The 15,050-nt window shown below is 72.1% G+C and carries 17 protein-coding genes; 7 read left to right on the top strand and 10 right to left on the bottom strand.

From position 1 onward, the window contains the following. Positions 1-90: 90 nt before the first annotated feature. Positions 91-798 carry a Crp/Fnr family transcriptional regulator gene (locus tag KKZ08_RS20760; protein ID WP_223775892.1) on the bottom strand — a complete coding sequence of 236 codons (708 nt, stop codon included), beginning with the start codon at positions 796-798 and terminating at the stop codon, positions 91-93. Between the two features lie 159 nt (positions 799-957). Next, on the bottom strand, positions 958-1,935 hold the full coding sequence (locus KKZ08_RS20755; protein WP_223775891.1) for a WYL domain-containing protein: 978 nt from the start codon (positions 1,933-1,935) through the stop codon (positions 958-960). A gap of 129 nt (positions 1,936-2,064) precedes the next feature. On the opposite strand from KKZ08_RS20755, the gene KKZ08_RS20750 reads away from it, so the two are divergent. Both KKZ08_RS20750 and KKZ08_RS20745 read left to right on the top strand, forming a co-directional pair. After that, complete coding sequence (locus KKZ08_RS20750) at positions 2,065-2,835, top strand: NIPSNAP family protein (protein ID WP_223775890.1); 771 nt, start codon at positions 2,065-2,067, stop codon at positions 2,833-2,835. A gap of 775 nt (positions 2,836-3,610) precedes the next feature. Beyond that, positions 3,611-3,880, top strand: coding sequence for a hypothetical protein (locus KKZ08_RS20745; RefSeq protein WP_223775889.1), 270 nt, complete (start codon positions 3,611-3,613; stop codon positions 3,878-3,880). Between the two features lie 40 nt (positions 3,881-3,920). On the opposite strand, the gene KKZ08_RS20740 is transcribed toward KKZ08_RS20745, so the two are convergent. Continuing rightward, positions 3,921-4,127, bottom strand: coding sequence for a hypothetical protein (locus tag KKZ08_RS20740; protein WP_223775888.1), 207 nt, complete (start codon positions 4,125-4,127; stop codon positions 3,921-3,923). A gap of 223 nt (positions 4,128-4,350) precedes the next feature. On the opposite strand from KKZ08_RS20740, the gene KKZ08_RS20735 reads away from it, so the two are divergent. Then, a complete protein-coding gene (locus KKZ08_RS20735; RefSeq protein WP_223775887.1) occupies positions 4,351-5,124 on the top strand; it encodes a hypothetical protein in 774 nt (257 codons plus the stop codon). 42 nt (positions 5,125-5,166) lie between these two features. Here KKZ08_RS20735 and KKZ08_RS20730 read toward each other — a convergent pair whose 3' ends face one another. The 3 genes from KKZ08_RS20730 to KKZ08_RS20720 all read right to left on the bottom strand — a co-directional run bounded on the left by KKZ08_RS20730 (position 5,167) and on the right by KKZ08_RS20720 (position 8,025). Next, a complete protein-coding gene (locus KKZ08_RS20730) occupies positions 5,167-5,463 on the bottom strand; it encodes a DUF6401 family natural product biosynthesis protein (RefSeq protein WP_223775886.1) in 297 nt (98 codons plus the stop codon). A gap of 166 nt (positions 5,464-5,629) precedes the next feature. Further along, positions 5,630-6,550, bottom strand: coding sequence for a PRC and DUF2382 domain-containing protein (locus KKZ08_RS20725; RefSeq protein ID WP_223775885.1), 921 nt, complete (start codon positions 6,548-6,550; stop codon positions 5,630-5,632). A 260-nt stretch (positions 6,551-6,810) separates the two neighbouring features. Then, positions 6,811-8,025: an FAD-dependent monooxygenase gene (locus tag KKZ08_RS20720; protein WP_223775884.1), complete on the bottom strand. Its 1,215-nt coding sequence runs from the start codon at positions 8,023-8,025 to the stop codon at positions 6,811-6,813. Positions 8,026-8,217: 192 nt separating this feature from the next. Between KKZ08_RS20720 and KKZ08_RS20715 the strand changes: the two genes are divergently transcribed. Together KKZ08_RS20715 and KKZ08_RS20710 are read left to right on the top strand one after the other, a co-directional pair. Next, the gene (locus KKZ08_RS20715; RefSeq protein WP_223775883.1) at positions 8,218-8,403 is read left to right on the top strand and encodes a hypothetical protein; all 186 of its coding nucleotides are present in this window, start codon (positions 8,218-8,220) and stop codon (positions 8,401-8,403) included. Positions 8,404-8,513: 110 nt separating this feature from the next. Continuing rightward, positions 8,514-9,167, top strand: a complete 654-nt coding sequence (locus KKZ08_RS20710; RefSeq protein WP_223775882.1) for a M23 family metallopeptidase — start codon at positions 8,514-8,516, stop codon at positions 9,165-9,167. 22 nt (positions 9,168-9,189) lie between these two features. Here KKZ08_RS20710 and KKZ08_RS20705 read toward each other — a convergent pair whose 3' ends face one another. The 4 genes from KKZ08_RS20705 to KKZ08_RS20690 form a co-directional block, all read right to left on the bottom strand. Beyond that, positions 9,190-9,855, bottom strand: a complete 666-nt coding sequence (locus tag KKZ08_RS20705) for a vitamin K epoxide reductase family protein (protein WP_223775881.1) — start codon at positions 9,853-9,855, stop codon at positions 9,190-9,192. Between the two features lie 363 nt (positions 9,856-10,218). After that, positions 10,219-10,500 (bottom strand): hypothetical protein, encoded by a 282-nt coding sequence (locus KKZ08_RS20700; RefSeq protein ID WP_320590372.1) that lies wholly within the window; start codon positions 10,498-10,500, stop codon positions 10,219-10,221. Positions 10,501-10,699: 199 nt separating this feature from the next. Then, entirely contained in the window at positions 10,700-11,383 is a 684-nt protein-coding gene (locus KKZ08_RS20695) for a hypothetical protein (protein WP_223775880.1), read from the bottom strand. A 262-nt stretch (positions 11,384-11,645) separates the two neighbouring features. Continuing rightward, positions 11,646-11,885, bottom strand: a complete 240-nt coding sequence (locus KKZ08_RS20690) for a chaplin (protein ID WP_223775879.1) — start codon at positions 11,883-11,885, stop codon at positions 11,646-11,648. 441 nt (positions 11,886-12,326) lie between these two features. On the opposite strand from KKZ08_RS20690, the gene KKZ08_RS20685 reads away from it, so the two are divergent. Beyond that, on the top strand, positions 12,327-13,520 hold the full coding sequence (locus KKZ08_RS20685) for a glycosyltransferase (RefSeq protein ID WP_223775878.1): 1,194 nt from the start codon (positions 12,327-12,329) through the stop codon (positions 13,518-13,520). Then, the gene (locus KKZ08_RS20680) at positions 13,517-15,046 is read left to right on the top strand and encodes an exopolysaccharide biosynthesis polyprenyl glycosylphosphotransferase (protein WP_223775877.1); all 1,530 of its coding nucleotides are present in this window, start codon (positions 13,517-13,519) and stop codon (positions 15,044-15,046) included. The genes KKZ08_RS20685 and KKZ08_RS20680 overlap by 4 nt, the downstream gene beginning before the upstream one ends. Positions 15,047-15,050 lie beyond the last annotated feature (4 nt).

Here is a 15,050-nt window from a genome sequence, read left to right as displayed (position 1 = left end):
ATCATTTCCTCTCTGGGCAGGCGATGGGCAGACACTGCCCACGAAGTGCTGCCCGAGAGGCTAGGAGACGGTGCGCGAAGTGATCCCGTATCAGTACGGGTTGTCAGCGAAGACTTTGGCGAATTCAAGCAACTTCGGAACGTCACAGATGGTTATGTTTCGGTAATGACGCTCCACCAGTCCCTGGGCTGTCAGCAGGGCCAGGTTCTTTTCCGCCGTGTTGAGCTTCAGACCGGCCAGTGACGCGAGCTCCCTCTGCGTCAGCGTCACGCCGAGGTCGCACCGCTTGCCGTCGCTGTCCGGCTCGGGCCGGGCATAGGCCTGGCACAACTCCGCGAGCACCCGGGCCAGTCGGGTCAGCGAGTCATAGGCCTGGAAATCGACCCGGCGCCGGTTGGCCCAGCGCAGCCGGGCACAGAGCATGTGGAGGATGGCCCGCATGGCGTCCGGGTGGCGGGTGAGGAAGGCCTCCAGCGTCCGCATCTGGATGATGCGCGCGGTCACGTCACTGCACGCGATCACCGTGCCGGACCGGGGGCGCTCCTCGAAGGCCGCCATCTCACCGACCAGGTCACCCGCTATGCGCACGGCGAGCAGCATGTCGTAACCGCTCTCGGCGCTGGCCACCACCTTCACGACACCACTCGTGAGCAGCAGGACATGGCGGCTCTCGTCGCCCTGTTGCAGCAGGGCGCGATGCGACGGATAGGCGATCGGGGTGCCCTCGGCCAGGAGCTCTTCCCGTGTCGCGTTCCGCAACCGACCGAGAAAGGTGGACGGCGGCCATGCCTGATTCACCAACACCCCCGCGAGCTCACTTCGCGGCGCGACGCGCCCCTCAAGTGCCTGACCATGCTGCCGCCGAACCGTGAACCGGCAAGCGGAAAGGAAGGGATGTGGCCTGTTCTCTCGCTTCGTATCCGGAATTGACCGAAGGCACGGCTCGGGGCGCCCGCGTCAACGCCTCTCGTACGCCCGGGCCAGTATCTCCACGGTCTCGGCCATGGTCCGGCGGAGTTCGGGTGGGGCGAGGGCCTCCACGTCCGCGCCGAGGCGCAGCAGTTCGCCTCGGGCGTGGTCGGTGCTCTCGATCGGGATGACCGCCTCGACCCACCCCTCGGTGCCGACGGCGGTCGCGGTGGCGTCGACCGCACGGACCACGTCGGGCGGGACGTTGTCGGGCAGGCGGCGGCGTCCCTGAGGGGACAGGCGGATGGTCGCCGTGCCGGTGTAGCGGCGCTCCCGGAAGTCGTCGAGGTAGGACGCCCAGTACGCGCCCAGGTCGAAGTCCGCCGGTCTGGCGGACAGTTCGTCGGTCAGCGCCGCGTCGAGGACGTGGGCGACGCGGTAGGTCGCGGGGCCCTTCTCACCGGCCGCCACCAGGTACCACGTACCTGATTTGAGCACCAGGCCGTAGGGGCGCAGGCGGCGGTCGACCTCCTGCGGGGCGCGCCAGCGGCGGTAGCGCACGTCCACCGCCCGCCCGGTGAGCAACGCCTCGACGAGCAGGGGCAGATGCGGTGTCCGCTCGGGGTCCCGGTACCAGCCGGGGACGTCCAGGTGGAACACCTCCGCGATACGTGCCGCCTCCTCGCGCAGCCCCGCCGGCAGCGCGGCGAGCAGCTTAAGCCGCACCGCGATCACCTCGGCTGTGAAGCCCAAGTCGGCCGCCGGGCCGGGCAGTCCGGCGAAGAACAGTGCCCGCGCCTCGCCCTCGCTCATCCCGGTGAGGCGGGTGCGGTAGCCGTCGAGCAGCTGGTAGCCGCCCCCGCGGCCCGGCTCCGCGTAGACCGGGACCCCGGCGGCCTGCAGGCGCGCCACGTCCCGGTAGGCGGTGCGCACGGAGACGTGCAGCTCGTCGGCGATCGCTCGCGCGGACATCCGGCCCCGCGCTTGCAGCAACAGCAGCACCGAGAGCAGTCGACTGGCAGGCATGCGCGCATTTTCCCCGGAAACCCTGACAGCCCCTGTCACGCGGTTCTCCTACGGTCGGCTTCTCAGCGGCCGGCCCGCCCCGGCGAAAGAGACCGCCCTGCCTGGAGAACGTCGAACAGGAGTCCTGCCGTGCGACCCACCGGCCCCGTTGCCCCGCCCGCCGTGATCGAGCTGCGCCAGTACACGCTGCGCCCCGGCCGCCGCGACGAGCTCATCGAGCTGTTCGACCGGGAGTTCATCGAGCCCCAGGAAGCGGTGGGGGCTGGCGTGCTCGGCCAGTTCCGGGACCTCGACGACCCGGACCGTTTCGTCTGGCTGCGCGGTTTCCCGGACATGGCGACTCGTCACCGCGCGCTCACGGACTTCTACGGCGGCCCCGTATGGGCCGAGCACGGGCCCCAGGCGAACGACACCATGCGCGACTCCGACGACGTACTCCTTCTGCGCCCCGAACCGCGCCCAGAACCGCACTCCGGACTGCCCTCCGAGCCCGCCGGCAGCGGCTTCACCGCCTCCCCCTCCGCACGGCCCCCCGTCGGCGCTCCGGCGCCCGACCGCTTCGTGGCCGCCACCGTGTGGTCCTTTCCCCCGGGGTACGACGGCGTCGCGCTGATCCGGGACGGCCTGCTGCCCGTGCTCCGCGACACGGGCCCCGCGCCCTTCGCCCTCCTGGCGACCGAGCCCGCGCGCAACACGTTCCCCAGGCTGCCGGTCCGCACCGGCGAGAACGTCGCCGCGCTCTTCACCTCGTACGCCGATGCGGCCGCGCACCGGCGACACCTCGCCCAGGTCCGGGCCCATCCCACCGCCCGCGCCGAGATCCTGCCGGGCATCGAGCGGGTCCAGGCGGCGGCGCCCCAGCGACTGCGGCTGGCACCCACCGGCCGGTCACTCTCCTGACCGACCGCACCGATGGATCAGTCGCGCCGATGGATCAGTCGCGCCGCTGGACCGGTCGGATGCCGGGCCGGATGCCTCGGCGGTAGAACTTCCGCTGCCACCCCTGGAGGAAATCTGCCCCAGCGAAGGTAGACATTGCCCAGTCCCGGGGTTAGTGTTTTCTTGTTCTCAACGAGTCGTAGAGGGCGCGGCAGAGACGAACTGCCGCGCACGGAAGACGGAACGGCAGCGGAGTGGCGGGGCCGGACAAGGTGGGTCCCGCCACTGGTTGCCGGGCCGGAGCGGCCCCAGGGGCCGCAGGCAGTTCCCGCAGTTCAGCAGTACGACGCAGGAAGCAGTACACCGAAGTAGCAGTACATCGCAGGAGGTAGGAGCAGACGCCATCAGGATCGCCCGGGCGAGCAGTACGGCCCGGGTACCGCAGGCCCCGGATTGGAAGGTGGTCCCCGGTCACGCAACCGCGATCCCCGCGGCTCCGCTCTCCCAGTCGGAACCGCGGAACATGAAGGCCGACGCGTTCAGTCGGCAGATGGTGTGAAAGCTCGGGGCCCGGATGCCGGTACGGCATCCGGGCCCCTCGACGTTCCGCCATCCCCGCGATCCCCAGCGCAAAAAAGCCCAAACGGGCTCCGTTCCCCGCATTTCCAAAGCCGATGCCCCCTTGCGCCCCGATTCCCCCATTCGAGAAACAGGGCCTGCCAGCAAGTGGGTGAAAAGCCGCCCCGGAGGCTGACCGGGTCGTTCCGGCAGCCATTTGTACGTCGTTGAGTCCGGCATGGCGGTTTTTGACGACGATCTCCCCGGCACGACGCGCTGGCCGGTCGGCCCCGACGCGGGTCTCGACTACTGCCAGTGGTGCGCGCAGTTGCGGCAGGCGGACGGCCTCGCCGAGTTGTCCGCCCACGTGGAAGCGGCGAGGAGAAACGATTCCGTCCCCATGCGGGGCGTGTGGGGCGGCCTGTGGCGCGGACGCGGACGCTTCGTCCTGCTGTCCGCCGCGACCGCCGCGGTGCTCTCGGGCTTCCTGGCCGTCGCCCTGGTCTGACACGCCGCCGGGCGGGCAGGCAGGCAGGCAGCAGGGGCGCTCAGCCTCGCCGGAACAGGTCCTGCGGGTCCACACGCACCCGGCCCGGGCACACCGCCGTCGGGTGCGGGACCTCCCGGCACTGGGCATGCCACTGACGTACGAGCGCGTCGTAGATGGGCGTCGGCGAGACGGACGACGACCCGTCCTCGGGCGTGGTGGCGGCGACCGTACGGACCTGCCGAGCCGGAAGAACGTTTCTTCTCACGTCGTTCATGCCCTGCCCAACGACGCACCCGCGCTCGCGGCTACGCGCGACGCCGACGGTGCCGACAGGGCATCATCCGTTCGGTTCGGCCCGACAGGCCGGTGATCCGCTCCGGTGATAGACACGGACGCAGGAGCGGGTGCCGCTGCGAGAGCCCCGCTCGTGGGGGTTCAGCCGCCCGCCGCCACAGCCGGCGCGGGCCCCAGCGAGTGGAGGACCACTCATGTCCCAGGGCATAACCCTTTCCGTGAATTTCACCCAAGGGCTCAACGACGCCTGGTCGAAGGTCGCCCAGTTCGTCCCCAAGCTCGTCGGGTTCCTGGTCATCCTGGTCATCGGCTGGATGGTCTCGAAGCTGATCACCAGGGTTCTCGACCGGGTAATGAGAAAGCTCGGCTCGGAGAAGCTCGCCGAGCGGGCCGGGGCGTCCCGGATGCTCGCCGGTTCGAAGTACGACATGACAGGGATCATCTGCAAGATCGTCTATGCCGCGCTCCTCCTGATCACCCTGCAGCTCGGCTTCGGCGTCTTCGGCCCGAACCCGGTCAGCGCCATGATCGACGGCATCGTCGCCTGGCTGCCGCGCGGCATCGTCGCGGTCGTCCTGATCGTGGTCGCCATGGCCGTCGCGAACCTGGTGCGGGACATCGTCACCAACACCCTGGCCTCCCTCTCGTACGGCAAAACGATCGGCACGATGGTCTGGGTCTGCATCGTCGCGCTCGGCGCCATCGCCGCCCTGGGCCAGGCCGGTATCGCCACCGCGGTCACCCAGCCCGTCCTGTACGCGGTGCTCGCCTCCGTCGCCGGTGTCCTGATCGTCGGCGTGGGCGGTGGTCTCATCGGCCCGATGCGGGAGCGCTGGGAGCGCTGGCTGCACACGGCCGAGCAGGAGACGGCCAAGGCCCGTACGAGTGTCAGCGCCTACCAGGCGGGACGTGACGACGCGCTCGCCAACCAGCCGGTGCGGGACCGCGAACCCACCGATCCCTTCTGATCCGTCCCTCTCGCCCCGAACCGTCTCGCGACGGGCGGGCCCTCAGAGCAGGTCGTGCCGTCTCACCAGCCAGGAAATGGCCGTGAGGCGGCACACCGCGTAGTCGTGCCCGACCGGCTCGCGCCAGTCCGACTCGGCCAGCGCGTCGAGGAAACCGAGGGCGTAGTCGGTCAGCGCTTCCGGGTCGGGCGCCTTCGGGACCAGCCCGGGGCTGGTCGCCTCCAGGCGGTCCCTGAGATGGGCCACATGCTGATCCACCGCGGCGGTGAACGCCGCTTCGAAGGCGAATTCCGCGAACCGCGGGGTGTAGGACGCGGTGATGCGGGCGAGCGGTGACATCCCTCAAAGCTAAGACAGTCCGACCGCCCCGAAGCGGGCCCTCCGTCATGCCGTTGGTCACAAGGACGCGAGCGGACGACGTACGAGCACACGAGCGGAGGGAAGCACTCCGGGGAGTGCTTCCCTCCGTGACCTGCCGGCCTGCCGGCCTGCGGACCCGCTGACGTCAGTGGCGCGGGCCCTGCTTCCGGTCGCGCCACGACTCGCCCTTCATGCCGCCGCGCTCGCCCTTGACGCCCTTGACGCCCTTGACGTCGTCGTCGAACTCGATCTGCTCCTTGCGGACGGTGTCCGAGACCTCGCGGGTCTCCGTGACCCTCTCCGTCTCCAGGTGTACGCGTTCGACGGGCACGGTCTCCTTGCTCACCACGGGCCGCTCGGCGTGCAGGGTCACCTCGGTCTCGGCCTCGCCGATGTCGCCGCGCACCCGCTCGCCCTCACGGATCGGCTCCCGTACGACACGGACCTCCTCGTGGGAGACGGGGACGGACGTCGTGACGTCCTCGTTCACGACCGTCTTCCGCAGCCGGGCGTGCCCGACCTCTTGCTCCTCCGTGCCGATCCGCAGCCGCTCCTCGGAGCGCACCAGCTCTTCCTGGGCCTTCTCGTCCCTGCCCATCCCGGCGCGGGTGGCGAACTCCCGCTTGCCCGCACCGGCGCCCACGCCGGTCCCGGCCGCTCCGGCCGCCCCGGTGAGCGGGTGCTCCTGGGTGCCCGCGGTCCCTGTGCCGGTGCCGGTCGGCGCCATGCCGGGCGTGGTGCCGGGCCGGGCAAGACCGTAGTGGGCGTAGAGCTCATGCTCCTGGCCAGGGTCGAGGTGCTGGTCGGCATCCACCCGCGGGGCCTCCTTCACGGCCTCCTTGGTGGCCGTGACATGCAGGTCGTCTCCCCGCAGGCGCGCTCCCGCCAGTGGCACGAAGCTCTCCTTCATGCCGAACAGGCCGGTTTTCACGGTCACCCACTCGGGGCGGCCGCTGCGGTCGTCGAGGTAGACCCGTTCGATGCTGCCGATCTTCTCGCCGGTCCGGTCGTAGGCTGTCAGGCCCTTGAGCGCATCGGGGTTGGTGAAGGCCTCGCCCTGCGTCATGGGTGATCACTCCCTTGGAGCATGCGACGGGCAGAAACCAATCCGCCACGGGACGACGCACGCCTCATGTCCATCGCGCGCCGCCGGGGCCCGGCCCGCAAGGCGAGGAATCACGGAGCGGAATCACGGGGCGTACGGGGAAGACCCGGCAGGGCTTTGGCCGTGCCGGGCCCGGGGGCGGTCCGGGGGCCCGCATCCGCCGGGCGCCGATAGGGCCATTCGGGTGAACGCGTGGCCAGTACACCCACCCGGGATCCCGCTCAGGCCGGAGGACGCCGGCTCTGGAGGGCGCGGGCCAGGCGGGGCCCGAGGCTCTGCTTGAGGCGGCGCAGGGAGGGGAGCCGGCCGACGGTCTGGTCCAGGTGGTAGTAGAGCTGGGGCGGCACGTAGGGCAGCAGCGGGGAGTGGCGCTGGCCGAGCAGCGCGAACATCTGGCGGGGCTCCAGGCCGATGTACCGGGGCAGGTTCTCGTACCACTGGGCGCTGTGCCGGGCCGCGCTCTGCACCGAGAGGAGGGCCTGCTTGCGTTCCCGTTCGTAGCGCGCGAGAGCGGCCGGGAGCCCGGCCGGGCCGGTGGATCCCAGCGTCCGGGACAGGCAGACGGCGTCCCGCAGGGCGAGGCTCGTACCGGCCCCGATCGAGTAGTGCGTGGTGTGCGCGGCGTCGCCGATCAGCGCGAGGTTGCCGTGGGACCAGGCCTCGTTGGTGACGGTCGGGAAGGCCTGCCACTGGGCGTGGCTCTCGATGTCGGTGCGGCCGAGGAGCGCATGGCCGTCGAGCATCTCGGCGAAGAGGCTCTCCAGCAGGCGCAGGGCGTCGCCGTGGTCGAGCCGGTCGAGGCCGAGGCCGGTCCAGGTGGCCTCGGAGCACTCCACCACGCAGGTGCTGTGCTCGCCGCTGTAGCCGTACGCGTAGCACCAGATCCAGCCGTGCGCGGTCTCCACGAAGGCGAAGGTGAACGCCGTGAAGACGCGGGTCGTGGCGAGCCAGATGAAGCGGTTCGCGCCGGTGGTCACGCGGGTCCCGAAGTGGGCGGCGCTCTGCGTGCGGAGCCTGCTGTGCGCGCCGTCGCCCGCGACGACGAGGTCCGCGTCCGGCAGCTCCTCGCGGCCGCCGATCTCGACGCCGTACTCCAGGCGGACGCCCAGCTCCCGGGCGCGGTCGGCGAGGATGGTCCGCAGGCGGTGGCGTCCGATGGCGTGGCCCACGTCGCCGTCGTGGGCGGTGGTCCTGTCGCCCACGTACGCGAAGCCGCCGCGCCAGCTCACGGAGTGCTCGGCGATGGCGCGCGCGGACTCGGGGTCGTGGCCGCGGAGCTCCTCCAGGAGGTCCGGCCAGTACGTGACGCCCCAGCCGTAGACGGCGCCGGCCGCGTGCCTCTCGTGGACGGTGACCTCGTGGGCCGGTTCCCGCAGCTTGACGAGGATGGCCAGGTACAGGGAGGCGGGGCCTCCACCGACGCAATCGATCTTCACGCCGACCAACGTAGGCGCCGCCAGCCGCATTACAGCTGAACGGCGGCGCTGTGTCGCCCCCTGCCGAGGTCCGCCTCCCCCACTCAGGTGAGCGGCCGCCCCTGTCACCCTCCGCGACTGAATAGCGATCATGGGTGACATCTGGGCAGGATCATCCCGTCTCGGGATACGACGATCACGAGGAGAACGGACGTGTCGGTTCACCTCAGACTGCTGCTGTCGCTGGTCCTGGCCCTCGTCCCACTGCTGGCGTTCAGCCCCGCCGCCGCCGCGCCCACGGGCCCGGGCGGCACGCCCCGCAACATCGTCCACCAGATCGAGTGCGACTGGAAGTACGGCAGGTCCTGCGTCGTGGGCGGCGGCATGTCCTTCATGTGACGGCCGGCCGCCACACGCACCGCACGGAATACGTATCCGATTGCGCCGCCTGGCGTAGTCGGGGCGGCCACGGGATGCGTGCCGGGCCCGCCACAGGTGAGGTGGCGGGCATGGACCACGACATAGAGAAGGCGCCTTCCGCGCCTGTCACGCGCCGCGACGCCCTGCGCGTCGCCGCCGGACTCCTGGCCGTCGGAGCGGTCCCGCTGACCGCGCACCGGGCCGCCGCGTACCCGGGTGACATCGACGTCTGCACGGGTGGGTACGACGCCGAGTACGAGGCGGACCTCGCCATGGCGGAGGCCCTGTTCGAGGCCGAGGAGCACCGGGCCTTCGCCCCCGAGCGGCCGCCCGGCCGGTACACCCTCCCGCTGCGCCGCGGCTTCCGGGTCTCCGCGCGCTACGGCATCCGCGGCGACTGGCTCGCCGGGCACCACACGGGCATCGACCTGGCGGTGCCGACCGGGACGCCCGTGTACGCCGTGGGCGCGGGCGTCGTCGTACTGGCGCGCCGGTCGGGGCAGTACGGCAAGGCAGTGACGGTACGGATGCGCGACGGCCACTACGCCGTCTTCGCCCATCTGTCCCGCATCAAGGTCCGCCAAGGCGCCCGGATCCGCGCGGGGGCGCGCATCGGGAGCAGCGGGGCGACGGGGCGGGCCACCGGGCCCCATCTGCACCTGGAGATACGGGCGCGGCGCGGCTACGGCTCGGACATCGACCCGGTCCGCTATCTGGCCAGAAGAGGGGCGCCCCTCCTCTGACCGCCGACCGCCGATCTCACGCTCAGCCGGTCCAGAAGTCCCACCAGCGCGTCAGGACGAGCACTCCGATCGTGCCCAGGTGCAGCACCGGAAGCGCCCACGTGAACTCGTTCAGGAAGGCGCGCGCTCCGCGCGGGGCGGGCAGGAATCCGCGTCGCACGTTGTGCGACGTCACGTACCAGAACAGGACAGTGGTGGCGGCCCAGGCAAGGCAGCACCACAGGCAGAGCGAATTGATGCGGTACAGGGACTGGAATTGCAGCCACGTGCAGAACGCGACGCCAAAAAGCGCGCCCGCGTTGAACGTCAGCCAGTACCAGCGCGGGAAGCGGGCGCCCGCCAGCACGCTCACCCCGGCGACGATCACGACGGCGTAGGCGGCGAGGCCCAGCATGGGGTTGGGGAATCCGAACGCCGACGCCTGGGCGCTCTTCATGATGTTCCCGCACGCCACCACCGGGTTCATGCTGCACCCCGGCGTGTAGTCCGGGTCCTGGAGGAGCTTGAACTTGTCGAGCGTGATGACCCACGCCGCCAGCAGCCCCGCCGCGCCGGTGGTGACCAGGAGAAAACCGAACCACCGGCCCCCCTCGGGCCGGTGGTCGCCTTCCGGTGGCGTCGCGCCGTCCGCGCGGTGCGCCCCGGCTGCCTGGCGCGGAACGCGGCGCGGCAGGTCGGTGGTGCTCATCAGCGCGGTTCCGTTCCGGGCGCGGTCGCATCGGAGGGGTGCTGTTCACCGGCTGCTGAGGTCATGGAGGGAACGGTATAGACGCCGCGGGGCCGGTCCGGCTCCGTTGTCACCCATGTGGCCGATCCCTGGCCCGTCATCACACGATGGGGTCACACTGGGCGGGCCGGATACACCCGCCGGTCGAACTTACCTTCGTACGCTCCGTGTTGGCGTACGGACGGGGACACGCGCAAGGGCCGGCCTGTGGAAGAGGTGACCGGCCCTTGCGTCGCCCGGCCGCGGAGGGCCGGACGATGGCACGCGGATCGTTCTCCCCTTTCCGGCCGGGGCGATACACCGGGGAAAGGGAATGGCCGCGGGTTACGAGGCGGCGGGAAGCCCGCCGATGAGCTTCGTGGGGCCGCCAGTGGTGTTCATGCGGCCCGCGGCGTCCGAGACGGTGTTGACGACGGACGCGCCCTTCTTGGTGTCGATCAGGTTCGTGTCGCCCGGCTTGGGGTCCAGCAGGGGCTGGGTGGCGAGGGACTCGACTTCGCTGGTCAGGCGGGTGGGCGTCAGGTCGCCGGCGAAGGCGGGCGCGGCGGAACCGGCGATGGCGATCGAACCGGCGAGGACGGCAGCAGCCTTCAGGGCCTTCATCATGTTCCTTTCTTCGGCAACGCGTGTCGCCTATGGGGGCACCGTTCAGGCATCGATTGCCTGGCGTCTCACTTCACCGGGCCCAACGAGCACGGGCGAGTACGGAAACCCCCGGGTCCACAAACTTCCGCCGACCCCACTCGAATGAAGAAGACAAGGAACACGTCCCATTCTCATATCAACTGCCCGCCGGGAAAGGCCCTCAGGGTTTGGCGGCCTCGGGCACGGCCGGGGTCTGCGGCAGGGTTGTGGTCGGCAGGCCCTGGGACTCGGGTGCCTTCGGCAGTGGCGGCAGACCCGCCAGGTTGGGTGCGGGCATGTCGCCGACGAGCAGGGTGGCGGCGGTCATGTTGACGATGCCGGTGATGACCGTGGGTGCCTGTGCCCGGACGGCCGCGGCGTCGCCCGCCCCGGCGGCCCTGAGCAGCTTGGCGTCCGCCTTCTGGAGCGCGGCCAGGGCGCTCGCCCTGGGGTCGGCCGGCGCCTTGGTGTCGCGGGGGACGCTGCCGGCGGGCTGCTCGGGCAGCTGGACGACGGCGGGGTCGGCCGGGGCCACGGGCGTCTTCGTACGGGCGGCGGCCACCGCCCGCTTCATGGCCTCCCTGTGCTTCCTGACGTCCTCGGGGGAGAGCTTGTTGCCCGGCGCCTTGAGCACCGCGGTGAGCAGTTCCGTGGCCGGGGTGATGACCCCCGCGGCGTCGTGGAGCTGCTTGGCCTGGGCCAGCATCGTCTCCGGGGCCGGGGCGGGCGCACGGTGCTCGGTCAGGGTCTCGTCGTCGCGGGGTGTGTCGTCGCCGGAGAGGGCGATGGCGGTGCCGGCCGTGCCGAGGAGCAGCGTCGCGCACAGGGCGGAGGTCGCGATACGCCGTACGGGCAGAGCGCGCATAGGTGAGTCCCTTTCGGTGGTGCTTCGGATCTTGTGATCACCGTGGAAGCGGTGCACGCGGCCCGCAACCGAAGGACTCCGGTACGTGCTGCACGGCTCCGGGGCCGGGGCGCGTTCGCGCAGGTGGCTCCCGGGATGTGACGGGTGGTCGGCCGCTCGCGCCACCGGCCCCCATTCGGGGCACCGGGAGGCCTGTCGCCGCCCCCGGCACGCCGAACGGCCGCCCCCGCCGAGGCGGGGACGGCCGTTCGGTGACGACCTGTCAGACGTTGGCGCAGGCGTTGCCGAACGCCGGGTTCAGCAGAGCGATGACGTTCACGGTGTTGCCGCAGACGTTCGCGGGCACGTGGACCGGCACCTGGACGACGTTGCCGGAGACCACACCGGGGGAGTGGACGGCGGTGCCCTGCGCGCCGGCGTCGGCGGTGGCGACGCCCGCGCCCGCGGCCATCGCGGCGGCGGCGACGGCGGACAGGGCGAGGGCCTTGGTGGTACGCGACATGGAGTAGTGCTCCTTGTGAGGGTGTGCCGTACGGGCCGTGTGCCCGTACGTGGGATCAACTGCCGATCGGCACGGCGAGTTGTGCGCCCGGACGAGTGATGTGCGACAGCTCCGATTGCCGTGGCGGCAGCGCTGGTTGACGCGCCGACGGGGGGCCGTACCAGCTCACGGGGGCGCCTGCCGCACTCACGGCCGCCGGGCCGTTCCCGCCCTTCACGAATCCGACACACGTACGCGGGTTGACGGAGCGGCACCGCGCAGCCGTTACAGTTGCCCTCCTGAATCCGGCATTTCAGTCATATGTGTCGGACCATCGCATTCAATGCCAACCTCTCATCTCCGCTGTGGTCAGAGCTCTTCACACTTCGGAAGGCCAACGCCGTCATGCGCCACTCCCCGGGCCCGCGTCGCGTGTTCGTCACCGACTCCAGGGAGTTGCGCATGCCCCTGCCGCCGGCACCCCTCTCGCCACGGATCCTGCACGTCAGCCAGCCCGTGGACGGCGGTGTGGCACGGGTCGTCGTCGATCTCGCCCGCGCCCAGGCGGCGGCGGGCATGGACGTCCACGTGGCCTGCCCGCACGAGGGCTTCCTGCCCCGGGCGCTGAGCGGCGCCCCCGGCGGCGTGCGCGGCCACCCCTGGTCGGCGTCGCGCTCCCCCGGTCCCCGCCTGCGCGCCGAGGTCCGGGAGCTGAGCCGCGTCATCGACGCCGTACGGCCGACACTTGTCCACGCCCACAGCGCCAAGGCCGGGCTCGCCGCCCGGCTCGCCCTGCGCGGGCGGATCCCGACCGTCTTCCAGCCGCACGCCTGGTCCTTCGAGGCGGTCGGCGGGGCCACCGCCCTCCTGGCCCGGCTCTGGGAGCGGCACGCGGCCGGCTGGGCGACGCGCATCGTCTGCGTCAGCGAGGCCGAACGGCTCACCGGCGTCCGCGCGGGCGTCGACGGCTCCTTCTCGGTGGTCCCCAACGGCGTGGACGTCGACCGCTTCGGGCCCGGCGCGCCGCACGCGGCCCGCGCGCGGCTGCTGCCCGCATCCTTCGCGGGCGTCCCCCTCGTGGTGTGCGTCGGCAGGCTGTGCCGGCAGAAGGGTCAGGACGTCCTGCTGTGCGCCTGGGCCTCGGTGACCGAGCGGGTGCCCGGCGCCCGCCTGGTGCTCGTGGGGGACGGACCCGATGCCGCCCGGCTGCGCGCGGCGGCGGCCCCGTCCGTGGTGTTCGCCGGGGCCGCGCGGGACGCCGCCGACTGGTACCGGGCGGCCGACGTGGTGGTGCTGCCCTCCCGGTGGGAGGGCATGGCGCTGGCCCCGCTTGAGGCCATGGCCTGCGCCCGGCCGGTCGTCGTCGCCGATGTGGACGGCGCCCGGGAGAGCCTGCCGCCCGACGGCCGCGCGCACGCGCTCGTACCGCCGGAGGACCCCGCCGCGCTGGGCCGGGCCCTGGTCACGCTGCTGCGGGACGGGGAGCTGCGCGACGCGCTCGGCCGCCGAGGCCGCCGGCATGTCCTGGACCACCACGACGCGCGGCACGCCTCGGCCGCGATCGGCGTGGTGTACCGCGAGCTTCTGGGAGCGGAGCCCACCGAGGCCGCCGAGGCTCCCGACGCCCCCGACTACAGGGAGTGCACCACCCCGTGAGTGCGGAACGAACCGTCGCCTCCTCGTCAGGTCAGTCCCGGCGGGACACCCAGGCCCCGCCCGGCTCCTTCGTCGTCGCCCCCCGGGGAGCGGTGGGCGCGCGCGCCGACGCCCGCCCGCGGCCCCCCTCCCGCCGTCGGCGCCCGGTCGTCGCCCTGGTGGCCGCCGACTGCGCGGGGGCGCTGCTCGCGCCGCTCCTCCTCGACGATCCGGGGGCGTACGTGGCGCTGGCGCCGCTGCTGCTCGCCGTCGTCCTCGCCCTGAACGCGCAGGGGCGGCTGTACGCGTACACCGCGCTGCCCGCCACGCTCGACGAGGTGCCTTCGCTCGCCGGGCGGGTCGCGCTCGGCTGGGCCCTCACCGCCGTCCTCGCCCCGGCCCTGCCCGCCCCGGTGCCGCCGCTCCCCCTGTCCACGCTGGCCACGCTCGGCGCGGCCCAGTGTCTGCTGGCCGTCGCCGGGCGAGCCCTGGTGCACTGGCGGCGGCGGGCGAGCGCCGCGCGAAGACCCCGGCCGGTGCTCGTGCTCGGGCCGGGCGGTGAGGCGCGGGCCGTGGCGGCCGCGCTGCTGCGGCGTCCCCGCTGCGGGATGCGGCCGGTGGGCGTGGTGAGCGAGGCCGAGCGGCGAACCGACCACGAGACGGCCGGGGCGGCGGGGTCCGAAGCGGCGGGTGACGCCGCGGAGCCACCCGACGGGTCCGCCCCCGAACTGCCCGTGCTCGGCACCGAGGACGAACTCCACCGGGCCGTCATCCAGAACGACGTACGCACTGTGCTGCTGCTCACCGGCCGCGGCCCCGCGCTCGCGGGCATGGTGCCGGTGCTCGGCGGCCTCGGCTGCGACCTGTGGGAGATCGACCCGCGCCCCGCCGAGGCCCTGCCGCGGCAGGACGCCAGGCAGCGCGTCGCCGGGTTCGCCTGCCGTCCGCTGGCGTTCGCAGGGCACCGCGGGACGAGCTTCGGCAAGCGGCTGCTGGACGTCACGGTGGCGGGGGTGCTGCTCCTCGCGGCCGCCCCGGTGCTGCTGGTCTGCGCGCTGGTGCTGCGGACCGTGGAAGGGCCCGGCGTGATCTTCCGGCAGGAACGTGTCGGCAAGGACGGGCGGCTTTTCACCCTGCTGAAGTTCCGCACCCACCGGCCCGCCGACTCCCAGGAGGCGGCCACCCGGTGGAGCGTCGCGGACGAGCACCGCATGAACGCCTTCTGCCGCTTCCTGCGCAGCACCTCGCTGGACGAGCTGCCACAGCTGTGGAACGTCCTGCGCGGCGACATGAGCCTCGTCGGACCGCGCCCCGAACGCCCCTTCTTCGTCGAGCGGTTCAGCCAGACCTACCCGGACTACGCGCGGCGGCACCGGATGCCGACCGGTATCACCGGGCTCGCCCAGATCCACGGGCTGCGCGGGGACACCTCCATCGAGGACCGGTGCCGCTTCGACAACGCCTACATCGACAGCTGGACCTTCTGGCAGGACATGTGCATCCTGCTGCGCACCCTCGGCTGTCTCGTCCGCCGCACGGGGAGCTGAGCGC

The organism is Streptomyces sp. 135, assembly GCF_020026305.1.
GTDB lineage: Bacteria > Actinomycetota > Actinomycetes > Streptomycetales > Streptomycetaceae > Streptomyces.
The sequence above is the reverse complement of the archived record's forward strand: the minus strand, read 5'-3'. Positions and strand labels throughout refer to the sequence as shown.

Bases quoted from the DNA above. Each gene is read 5' to 3' on its own strand.
- KKZ08_RS20755 (WP_223775891.1), bottom strand. From the start codon at position 1,935: ATGCCTGCCAGTCGACTGCTCTCGGTGCTGCTGTTGCTGCAAGCGCGG.
- KKZ08_RS20745 (WP_223775889.1), top strand. From the start codon at position 3,611: ATGGCGGTTTTTGACGACGATCTCCCCGGCACGACGCGCTGGCCGGTC.
- KKZ08_RS20735 (WP_223775887.1), top strand. From the start codon at position 4,351: ATGTCCCAGGGCATAACCCTTTCCGTGAATTTCACCCAAGGGCTCAAC.
- KKZ08_RS20730 (WP_223775886.1), bottom strand. From the start codon at position 5,463: ATGTCACCGCTCGCCCGCATCACCGCGTCCTACACCCCGCGGTTCGCG.
- KKZ08_RS20725 (WP_223775885.1), bottom strand. From the start codon at position 6,550: ATGACGCAGGGCGAGGCCTTCACCAACCCCGATGCGCTCAAGGGCCTG.
- KKZ08_RS20710 (WP_223775882.1), top strand. From the start codon at position 8,514: ATGGACCACGACATAGAGAAGGCGCCTTCCGCGCCTGTCACGCGCCGC.
- KKZ08_RS20705 (WP_223775881.1), bottom strand. From the start codon at position 9,855: ATGAGCACCACCGACCTGCCGCGCCGCGTTCCGCGCCAGGCAGCCGGG.
- KKZ08_RS20700 (WP_320590372.1), bottom strand. From the start codon at position 10,500: ATGATGAAGGCCCTGAAGGCTGCTGCCGTCCTCGCCGGTTCGATCGCC.
- KKZ08_RS20695 (WP_223775880.1), bottom strand. From the start codon at position 11,383: ATGCGCGCTCTGCCCGTACGGCGTATCGCGACCTCCGCCCTGTGCGCG.
- KKZ08_RS20690 (WP_223775879.1), bottom strand. From the start codon at position 11,885: ATGTCGCGTACCACCAAGGCCCTCGCCCTGTCCGCCGTCGCCGCCGCC.
- KKZ08_RS20685 (WP_223775878.1), top strand. From the start codon at position 12,327: ATGCCCCTGCCGCCGGCACCCCTCTCGCCACGGATCCTGCACGTCAGC.